Source organism: Arthrobacter sp. 05L428 (genome assembly GCF_056397665.1).
This window is the reverse complement of sequence record NZ_JBFTNW010000008.1, coordinates 135,720-142,119: the sequence shown is the minus strand read 5'-3', so window position 1 is coordinate 142,119 and position 6,400 is coordinate 135,720. Positions and strand designations below refer to the sequence as shown.

General features: G+C 66.2%; 7 protein-coding genes. 5 read left to right on the top strand and 2 right to left on the bottom strand.

Annotated elements, in window-relative coordinates; genetic code table 11:
* Positions 1-336: HNH endonuclease signature motif containing protein (locus AC1DH3_RS14620; RefSeq protein ID WP_476909620.1), on the top strand; the 336-nt coding region annotated here is incomplete at its 5' end.
* 60 nt (positions 337-396) lie between these two features.
* On the opposite strand, the gene AC1DH3_RS14615 is transcribed toward AC1DH3_RS14620, so the two are convergent.
* Both AC1DH3_RS14615 and AC1DH3_RS14610 read right to left on the bottom strand, forming a co-directional pair.
* A complete protein-coding gene (locus tag AC1DH3_RS14615) occupies positions 397-933 on the bottom strand; it encodes a class I SAM-dependent methyltransferase (protein WP_476909629.1) in 537 nt (178 codons plus the stop codon).
* Positions 934-1,069: 136 nt separating this feature from the next.
* A complete protein-coding gene (locus AC1DH3_RS14610) occupies positions 1,070-1,855 on the bottom strand; it encodes a GNAT family N-acetyltransferase (RefSeq protein WP_441419066.1) in 786 nt (261 codons plus the stop codon).
* Between the two features lie 92 nt (positions 1,856-1,947).
* Here AC1DH3_RS14610 and AC1DH3_RS14605 point away from each other — a divergent pair, with 92 nt between their 5' ends.
* The 4 genes from AC1DH3_RS14605 (at position 1,948) to AC1DH3_RS14590 (ending at position 6,331) form a co-directional block, all read left to right on the top strand.
* Positions 1,948-2,964 carry an NAD-dependent epimerase/dehydratase family protein gene (locus AC1DH3_RS14605; protein WP_476909628.1) on the top strand — a complete coding sequence of 339 codons (1,017 nt, stop codon included), beginning with the start codon at positions 1,948-1,950 and terminating at the stop codon, positions 2,962-2,964.
* 227 nt (positions 2,965-3,191) lie between these two features.
* The gene (locus AC1DH3_RS14600; RefSeq protein ID WP_476893441.1) at positions 3,192-4,433 is read left to right on the top strand and encodes a multicopper oxidase domain-containing protein; all 1,242 of its coding nucleotides are present in this window, start codon (positions 3,192-3,194) and stop codon (positions 4,431-4,433) included.
* Positions 4,434-4,504: 71 nt separating this feature from the next.
* A complete protein-coding gene (locus AC1DH3_RS14595) occupies positions 4,505-4,840 on the top strand; it encodes a methyltransferase domain-containing protein (protein ID WP_476893442.1) in 336 nt (111 codons plus the stop codon).
* A 135-nt stretch (positions 4,841-4,975) separates the two neighbouring features.
* On the top strand, positions 4,976-6,331 hold the full coding sequence (locus tag AC1DH3_RS14590) for a uracil-xanthine permease family protein (protein ID WP_476909619.1): 1,356 nt from the start codon (positions 4,976-4,978) through the stop codon (positions 6,329-6,331).
* Positions 6,332-6,400 lie beyond the last annotated feature (69 nt).

The window sequence follows — 6,400 nt, the reverse complement described above, 5'->3', positions numbered from 1 at the left end:
CTGCTCGGAGCCCAGGGCCGGATCCTGGACATCGGCCGCACCAGCCGGATCTTCCCGCCCCACCTCCGCAAAGCCATCACCGCCCGCGACCAGGGCTGCGCCTTCCCCGGCTGCACCATCCCCGCACCCTGGTGCGAAGCCCACCACATCAACTACTGGTCCACAGGCGGCACCACATCCACCGACAACGGAACACTCCTCTGCTCCCACCATCACCACCTGACTCACAAAGAACAATGGACCATCCAGATCCGCGCCGGGATCCCCTGGTTCATCCCGCCACCCCACCTCGACCCACACCAAACACCCCGAAGAAACCACTACTTCAGATGCTGAACGACGCACCCGACGTCGGCGGTGAAACGGGCAGGCGGCGCGGCCACTCGCGCGCAAAGGTCAGCTGCCGAGGACGAAGATCCCGTCCGGGCCGGCGGCGGTGCGGCGTTGGCCGGAGTTTGAATAGACACTCACTGACCAAGGCGAATCCGCGGTGAACGGGCTCAGATGCCAATCAGAAAAACGGTGCGTCAGGGTGAGACCCGGGCCGGTGGCCACCAGATCTTGCTGCGCCGGTCCACCTCGGGCGGCCGTGGAGGTGCCGACAACGAGGGAACCGCCCGGGTCCAGGATGGAGGGGAGCTGCTCGAAGATCCCTGCAAGGCCGTCTTCCGTGAGGAAGGCCGGGACGTTTCCTGACATGAGTACGAGGTCGTAGGTTCCGGGCAGGCCCTGATCGCGCAGCGCGGCGGCAGAAACGTCTTCGGCGCTCATGCCCCGAAACCATCCGGGGGCGAAAAGGTCGCGGGCCACAGCCAGAACGGCTTCGGTCGGATCAACGCCGTAGGCTAGATGGCCGCAGTTTCGAAGGGCACCGACAGCCGACCCGATCCCACAGCCGAGATCCAGGATGCGGGCACCCCTTGGACTCAGCATGTCAACGAACCGGGCGTCGACTTGGAGGTCGCAACCAGAGACGGCCAGGCCGCGCATCCTGGCGGCGTACGCAGCATAGTCCGGTCCGTGGGTCACGGAATCAGTCTGCCATGGCGGTCGCCGACGTCTTCGCCGTTCAGCGGCGCCAGCGGTACGGCGTCGTCGTGGACACCCGGACCAGGCCGTAGCGCTCCAAAATCGGACGTGAATATTCGGTGGAGTCGCTGTGGATGAGCGTCTTGCCGAGGGATATCGCCGCCCGCGCGCGGGCTGCGGTGAGCGCTCGGTAAATTCCCCGGCCGCGCCATTCCTCGCGTGTGGCGCCGCCCCAGATGCCGGCGAAGTCGGTGTCCGGCACCGGTTCCAGGCGGCCGGCGCTGACGATCACGCCTTGGTGCTCGGCGACCCACAGCTCCATCCCGTCGCCGCGGGCCATTCGGCGCAGGATTGCTTCAGCGTTTCCGTCAGAGGCGGGGCTGCCGAAGACTTCGTCCTGCATGGCGCTCATGGCGCGGATGTCCGTTTCGTCCGTAACCCGCCGCAGGCTCACCCCGCGCGGCAGGTCCACGTCGACGTCGAGCGCGCTGGCATCCCCGATCATGACCGATTCTGTCTCGTCTGGCTCAAACCCGTTCTCGAGCAGCGCCTCGTGCAGCCCGGGCGCATTGTCGTGGCCCCGGGTTTTCCATTCGACCCGCACGATTTCCGGATCCGCGCGGTAGAACGCCACCGTTTCTGCCACCCACCGCGCGATCTTCGACGCGTCGGCTCCGGCCAGATCCTGATAGGTCACGAATCCGCGGCCGCCCGCGAACGTCACCAGCCGCAGCGGGCCCAAACGCTCGACGGCGACCGCACTAGGGGTCTCCGCATCGGTGCGGAGTTGCTGATCGTACGCCGTAAGGAGTTTCAAATTCGTCATCGGACCTCAGGCTACAGCGGCGCCGCAGTTACGGGCCGCGTCACTGGATCTGATGGCAGGATTCGTGGTCATCGCCCGCTAGGGTTGGCGTGATGAAGCGAGCGGTCATTCTTGGGGGTACAGGTGTGTTGGGACGGGCCATCGCGCGACGCCTGCTGGATGCCGGTTGGCAGGTGGAAATCACGGGCCGGGACGCGTCGAAGATGCCGGCAGTGCTGCGCGAGGCGGGGGCCACATTCGAGTCCTCCGACCGGAGGAACGACGCAGACCTTGCACGAACCGTGGGCAACGGAGCGGACCTCTTGGTGGACGCGGCCTGTTACACGGCGGCGGACGCCCGCCTGCTACTCCCCCATCTGGCCGCGGTCGGGTCGGCGGTCATGCTATCCAGCAAAGCCGTCTACATCGACGACGCCGGCAATCACGTGAATTCCGACGTCGCGCCAAGATTCCCGCTTCCTATCAGGGAAGACCAAGCGACCATGCAGCCGGGGAACGGTGACTACGAATCCCGCGAGGGATACGGCGCCAACAAGGTCGCTGCCGAGCACGTCCTCCTGGACAGCGGCTATCCCGTGACTGTAATCCGCGCCTCGAAGGTTCACGGCGATGGAGCTGCCCGGCCGCGGGAATGGATGTTCGTCAAGCGGGTCCTCGACCGACGGCCTGCGGTGTTCCTGGCTTCCAAAGGGGCCGGAGGCGACCACACCACAGCCGCCGTCAACACAGCGGCCCTGGTCGAAACGATCGCAGCCCGCCCCGGCCAACGGATCCTCAACAGCGCGGACCCCGACGCCCCTACCGGTCTGGACATCGCCCGCACGATCGCGGACCGCCTTGACCACGAGTGGGAAGAAATCCTCCTCGATTCCGACGCCCATCCGGACCTCGGCGCGCACCCTTGGAACTTCACTCCGCCGCTGATCCTCGACACGCAGGCGTCCACGGCTCTCGGCTACCAGCCCGTTGGAACCTACGCCCAAACTGTCACTGCGGAAATCGACTGGCTACTCGCCAACCCGGCCAACCAGCCGGGCCCCGCGGAGCCGTTCTTCGACCACCTCACCGACTACGCCGCTGAAGACGCCTTCCTCGCCGCACGGAGCTAGGATCCGATCCCGGCCCGGCACCTGCAGGCGCTGACCGAAACCGCAGCAGCGTCCTGGCGGAGTCCGGAGGGAAAGCAGCACGCTCCGTCAGGGGTATCCCGCAAGGAAAATCCTCGGCCCCGGCCCTACGCTTATTGTGGCCTCCGTCCTACGCTTAAGAGCCTAAGGCTCAAGTCTCTCCGCTCGGCATGGATTCGAAGGTGGGCCACCCAATGGGCAGTCATCTCATGGCAATGGAGCAAGTGCACCGGGGCCCTCTCTTCTGGCCGCGAAGGATTCTGGTTGCGCTGCACGCCGCAATGGCCGCGGCACTGGCGACGGTTGTTGCCCTCGCAGGCTGCACGGCGATGGCAACGTCCGCGAAGGGACAGTACGTTCCGCAGACCCGGACGTATTACATCGGGGCGGACGAGGTCGACTGGAACTATGCGCCGTCCGGAATGAACCAGGTCACGGGCGCAGCCTTCGACAAAACAGCGGCCGTCTTCACCCAGCGCGGCCCCCGGCGCATTGGCGCCACCTATGTGAAGGCGCTGTACCGGGAGTACACGGACGCGTCCTTCACCAAGCTCAAGCCGCGCAGCGCCGCCCAACGGCATCTCGGCATGCTCGGCCCGGTCATCCGGGGCGTCGTCGGCGACACCATCAAGGTGGTCTTCAAGAACAACCTCGACCGTCCGGCTTCCGTGCACGTCCACGGCGTGTTCTACGACAAGGCCAGCGAGGGCGCCCCGTACGACGACGGCACCGGGGCGGCGGACCATGGGGACGACGCCGTACCGCCGGGACACTCCTACATTTACAGCTACAAGGTGCCGGACCGGGCCGGTCCCGGGCCGATGGACGGGAGTTCCGTGATGTGGATGTACCACTCGCACAAGGACGAAGTCGGAGACGACTACGCCGGCCTAGTCGGTCCGATGGTCATCACCAAGACCGGCGCCGCCCGCGCGGACGGTACCCCGAACGATGTGGACCGCGAGTTCTTTGTCCAGTTCAAAGTCAGTAACGAAAACGCCAGCCCGTACCTCAAGCGCAATATCGACCGCTTCGCCGGCGACCCGCGTTCGGTGGCGCCGGCTGATGAAGAGTTCGTCGAGAGCAATCTGATGCACTCCATCAACGGGTACGTGTACGGCAATCTGCCGTTAGATGCGCTGACTATGAAAAAGGGCGAACGGGTCCGCTGGTACCTGATGGGCATGGGTACCGAGGTGGACCTGCACACACCGCACTGGCACGGAAACACCGCGACGGCGCTGGGTATGCGCACCGACGTCGTGAGCCTGCTGCCGGCAAGCATGGTGGTGGCCGATATGGTTCCCGACGACGTGGGTACTTGGCTCTTTCATTGCCACGTCAACGACCATCTGACCGCCGGTATGTCGGTCCGGTACCGGGTGGCGGACGCGGCGAGCACCGGCAGCGGCAGCGGCAGCAGCAGCGACCATTCCGACCACACGCCGTAGCAGACAGGCGCGGCCGGTTTTTGGGAGAGTGACGGCCCGCCGGGAAGACCCAGGGTCGGTACGCTCGGGCAATGGGAAACTCCGAGAACCTGGCCGGCGTAAGAACCGCATATGACACGGTGGCCGAGGCTTATTCAGAGGCGCTCCCGGACACCAGCTTTGAAGCGCCGCTCGATATGGCGATGATCAACGACTTCTGCGCGCGGATTCGCGCTGCCCCGGGACGGAAAGTGATCGACGCCGGATGCGGCGCCGGACGATTGAGTGTCCGCTTAGCCGAAGCGGGGCTCGACGTTACAGGCGTGGATCTCTCACCGGGGATGGTCCGGCAGCAGCCCGAAGCCATCCTCGTGAAGACCCGGCCCCCACTCGGCGTGGGCCTCAAGCCAGGCAGCGCGCAAACCTAGAGAAGGAACAGTCAGGGCTGGCATACCGCCACTATATCGATGCTTCCGGCACCAATGCCGTCCGGCCGGCGCGGTAAAGTGTCACCGGAAGATTCCTTCCCGGTCCCGCCACACATTCTTGAAAGGCTCGCTGCAATGAGCATGCTCGGCACCAAATGGAAGCTCCACGGAAGCGGCAAGTCCATCCGCCCCGGCGAGGTCGTCAGGCCGGATGAGCGCCTCGCGTGGCCCCTGACAATCGGCGTGGGCATGCAGCACGTTGTCGCCATGTTCGGCGCCACTTTCCTGGTGCCGATCATCACCGGCATGCCGCCGGCCACCACGCTGTTCTTTTCCGGCATCGGCACCCTGCTGTTCCTGGTCATCACCAAGGGCCGGGTGCCCAGCTACCTCGGCTCCTCCTTCGCGTTCATCGCCCCGATCATGGCCTCCCAACAGCAGTACGGGATTCCCGGCGCGCTGGGCGGCGTGGTGCTGGCCGGCGTCGGGCTGGCCATCATCGGCGCCATTGTGCAGAAGTTCGGCGCGGGCTGGATCAACCGGCTGATGCCGCCGATCGTCACCGGCGCCATCGTGGGGCTGATCGGCCTGAACTTGGCCCCCGCCGCCAAGAACAACTTCGACGCCGCCCCCATCACCGCCCTGGTCACCCTCGCGGTGATCATCGTGGTCAGCGTCTTCTTCCGCGGCATCCTTGGCCGCCTCAGCATCCTGGTCGGCGTCGTGGTGGGCTACCTCGTCGCGATGATCCGCGGCGAGATCAACTTCGACAAGGTCGACGCCGCCGCCTGGGTCGGGCTCCCGCACTTCCAGACCCCCGAATTCCACCTCGGCGTCGTCGGCCTCTTCGTCCCGGTGGTGCTGGTGCTGGTGGCGGAGAACATCGGCCACGTGAAGTCGGTCTCCGCCATGACCGGGCAGAACCTCGACGGCGTGTCCGGCCGCGCTCTGATGGCCGACGGCGCCGCGACTGTCCTCGCCGGCCTGGGCGGCGGATCCGGTACCACCACCTACGCCGAAAACATCGGCGTCATGGCCGCAACGAAGGTCTATTCGACGGCGGCCTACTGGGTGGCCGGCATCTTCGCCGTCGTGCTGAGCTTCTCGCCGAAGTTCGGCGAACTCATCGCGACCGTCCCGGCCGGCGTGCTCGGCGGCGCAGCCACCATGCTCTACGGCATGATCGGTGTCCTGGGCGTGAAGATCTGGGTGCAGAACAAGGTCAACTTCTCCAACCCGATCAACCTCACCACCGCCGCAGTGGCCCTGATTGTCGGCATCGCCGATTACACCTGGACCATCGGCGACCTCAAGTTCACCGGCATCGCCCTGGGCTCCGCGGCCGCCCTGGTGATCTACCACGGCATGAAGGCCATCGCGAAGGCCCGCGGCACCGTGGCCGAACCGGAGACCGAAGACGCCGCGCCCGTCGCAGCGGCCCGGGCTGCCGTCAACGCCGCGGCGAAGCGCTCTCCGAAGAAGCGCCGCTAGCCGCCGGCAGGCACACAACCCGCTGCACAAAAGGCCGGCGCCCTCCCACCATGCGGTGGCAGGGCGCCG

Coding starts and splice junctions, on each gene's coding strand:
- AC1DH3_RS14615 (WP_476909629.1), bottom strand. CDS start 933: ATGCTGAGTCCAAGGGGTGCCCGCATCCTGGATCTCGGCTGTGGGATC.
- AC1DH3_RS14610 (WP_441419066.1), bottom strand. CDS start 1,855: ATGACGAATTTGAAACTCCTTACGGCGTACGATCAGCAACTCCGCACC.
- AC1DH3_RS14605 (WP_476909628.1), top strand. CDS start 1,948: ATGAAGCGAGCGGTCATTCTTGGGGGTACAGGTGTGTTGGGACGGGCC.
- AC1DH3_RS14600 (WP_476893441.1), top strand. CDS start 3,192: ATGGCAATGGAGCAAGTGCACCGGGGCCCTCTCTTCTGGCCGCGAAGG.
- AC1DH3_RS14595 (WP_476893442.1), top strand. CDS start 4,505: ATGGGAAACTCCGAGAACCTGGCCGGCGTAAGAACCGCATATGACACG.
- AC1DH3_RS14590 (WP_476909619.1), top strand. CDS start 4,976: ATGAGCATGCTCGGCACCAAATGGAAGCTCCACGGAAGCGGCAAGTCC.